The 2,506-nt window shown below is 69.4% G+C and carries 3 protein-coding genes; 1 reads left to right on the forward strand and 2 read right to left on the reverse strand.

Translation table 11 applies throughout. The features are described from left to right. Positions 1–39 precede the first annotated feature (39 nt). Complete coding sequence (locus ACLFRB_RS11740; RefSeq protein WP_411069199.1) at positions 40–927, forward strand: sulfotransferase domain-containing protein; 888 nt, start codon at positions 40–42, stop codon at positions 925–927. Here ACLFRB_RS11740 and ACLFRB_RS11745 read toward each other — a convergent pair. Together ACLFRB_RS11745 and ACLFRB_RS11750 are read right to left on the reverse strand one after the other, a co-directional pair. Continuing rightward, the gene (locus ACLFRB_RS11745; protein WP_411065295.1) at positions 921–1,577 is read right to left on the reverse strand and encodes a thiopurine S-methyltransferase; all 657 of its coding nucleotides are present in this window, start codon (positions 1,575–1,577) and stop codon (positions 921–923) included. The two genes, ACLFRB_RS11740 and ACLFRB_RS11745, sit on opposite strands and share 7 nt — an antisense overlap. A 4-nt stretch (positions 1,578–1,581) precedes the next feature. After that, on the reverse strand, positions 1,582–2,247 hold the full coding sequence (locus ACLFRB_RS11750; RefSeq protein ID WP_411069200.1) for an energy-coupling factor ABC transporter permease: 666 nt from the start codon (positions 2,245–2,247) through the stop codon (positions 1,582–1,584). Positions 2,248–2,506 lie beyond the last annotated feature (259 nt).

Consider the following 2,506-nt stretch of genomic DNA (forward strand, 5'->3'; position numbering starts at 1 on the left):
TCCCCATCCAGGGACAGGGCCAGAGAGAGGGAAACCGATATGAGCGACGCCCCCCATCCCGACCGGGAACCCGGCAGATCGGCCCCGACCTTCCTGGTCATCGGGGGGCAGAAGTGCGGCACCACCTGGCTGGCCGAGATGGTGGCCCAGCACCCGGAGGTCGCCACGCCGGGGCGCAAGGAGCTGCACTTCTTCGACGTTCCCGCCAGCGCGGCCACGGGGCGGGAGGGGTACTGCCGGCAGTTCCCGGAGCCAGGGCCGGGGGAGCGCGCCGTGGGGGAATTCACCCCCGATTACCTCTACGCCACGGAGCCGGCCGGGGGGAGATCCGTGGCCGGGCAGGTCCGGAAATGGTTCCCGGAAATCCGGCTGGTGGTCTGCCTGCGGGACCCGGTGGAGCGGGCCCTGTCGGCCCTGCACCACCACCAGCGCAAGGGGCGGGTCCCGGCCGGCACCGACCCCTTCACCGCCCCACCGGAACTCGGGATCCTGGACAAGGGCCGGTATGCGGACCACCTCGCGCCGTGGCTGGAGCACTTCCCCCGGGAGCAGCTACTGGTCCTCTTCCACGAACGGGAGATGGCCGACGAGCACAAGGCGGAGACGATGCGACGGGTCTTCACCCACCTGGGGGTCGACCCCGACTTCCTCCCGGCGCACCTCTATCAGCGCTACAACGCCCGCCGCGACGACCCGGCTACCTGGCTCTCGCGCCTGCCACTGGTGGGCAATCACCCGGGGCTGTGGCACCCCCTGGTCGGCGCCCTCGCCCGGCTGCGGCGAGAATTGCCGGGAGTGACCGCCACCACGCGCCGCGATCTTGCTGCGTACTATCGGGAGCCCAACCGCGCGCTGGCGCGGCTCCTGCAGGCAGAGCCGCCCTGGCCGGAGGCGGCCGACGAGACCGCCTCCGGCGCGGCTCAGTAGGGGGCCAGGCGGTAGACGGTCTCCCGCAGGGCGGTGAGGCCGCGATCCCGGAAGTGGGGCTGCTCGTCCAGGACCGGCGCCTGCCAGAGCCGCTCCACCCGCCAGGTATCGGTATACAGCGCCCGCACCTCGTCCTCGCTCACCGGGAAGGGGGGGCCGTCCATCTCGCTCGGGTCGTACTCCAGGGTCACCAGCAGGGTCTGCGCCCAGCCGGGGAGGATCGCCTTGAGGTGGGCCGCGTAATCGGCGCGCATGGCCGGCGGCAGGGCTATCAGGGAGGCCCGGTCGAAGATGCCGGCGCAGCCGGCCACCTCCTCGGGGGTGATGTCGAAGAAGTCTCCGCGGATGAGGGTGAAGCCGTCCTCCTGCCAGTACTCGCGATCCTCGTACTGCTCCACCACCGGTCGCAGGTCGTTCTCGGCGAAGAAGTCGCGCACCGCGATGGCCGAGACCTCCACCCCGACCACCTCGTGGCCCTGGGCGCGCAGCCAGAGGAGGTCCCGCGCCTTGCCGCAGAGGGGGACGAAGACCCGCGCCCCGGGGGCGAGGTCGAGCTGGTGCCAGTAGTTCTCCAGGTGGGTATTCACCCGCCCCTCGTGGAAGCCGATGCGGTTGTTCTGCCACCGCTCCAGCCAGAAGGCATGGTCCATGGGCCTATTTCCCCTTGATGTAGCGCTCGTCCGAGAAGGTGGCCACCCAGCCCGGCCGGAAGACCACCGCCAGGGTCATGAGCATGCCGGTGAGGAAGGCCTCGGCGAACATGATGAGCGGCGTGAAGGCCAGGAAGTGGTCGAAGACCCGCTGCAGCGGATAGGCCCCGGTGACCACCAGGGTCATCGCGGAGGCCACCGCGGTAATCCCCACCACCAGGGCGGCGCCGAAGAAGCCGCTGCCGTAGACGTAGATGAAGAAGTGGTCCGGCAGATACCGCTCCTGGATGCGGAGTACGCTGAAGGTCAGATAGACCGGCAGAACCGCCAGCAGCAGGGCATTGAGGGAGACGCTGTGCCAGTCACCCAGACCGTAGGCGGTAGCACCGAAGACGGTGACGATCATCCCCCACAGGCCGAAGGGCCAGCCGAACATCAGGGTGAAGAGCGTCGCCCCCAGAAAATGGTAGTGCAGCCCCTCGGAGGCGGAGACATTGATGGCCCAGAGGACCAGCAGGCCCACCGTGAAGCCCGCCAGGACGTGGACAAAGGGCCGCTCCTGCAACCGCTGCCACGGCGTGGTCCGCACCAGGTAGAGCACCAGGGCGGCGAAGAGCCCGTGGCTCAGCCACAGCCATAGATCGGGGATCAGATCCGCGGTGATGTTCATCGGTTTTCCTCGGTCATCCCGTCCGATCCTCGCGCGGTGGTGGCAGCGAGTAAAGCGCCTTTCCGGGCAGACCACGGCAGGGGGTGAGGGTTCCCGAAAAAAAGAAGGGCCGGCGGCGGCCGGCCCTGGAGGCAAAAAAGCAAAGGGAAGCACCCCGCCTGCGGCGGGGCGAATGGGTGCCCGCAGGCGATCAGGCGTTGGCGGCGGCGGCCGGCGCCTCCTCGGTCGCCGGTGCTCCGTGGTGGGACTCGTAGTCCTG

Origin of the sequence: Thiohalorhabdus sp., from assembly GCF_046545655.1 — a bacterium.
Lineage (GTDB): Bacteria > Pseudomonadota > Gammaproteobacteria > Thiohalorhabdales > Thiohalorhabdaceae > Thiohalorhabdus.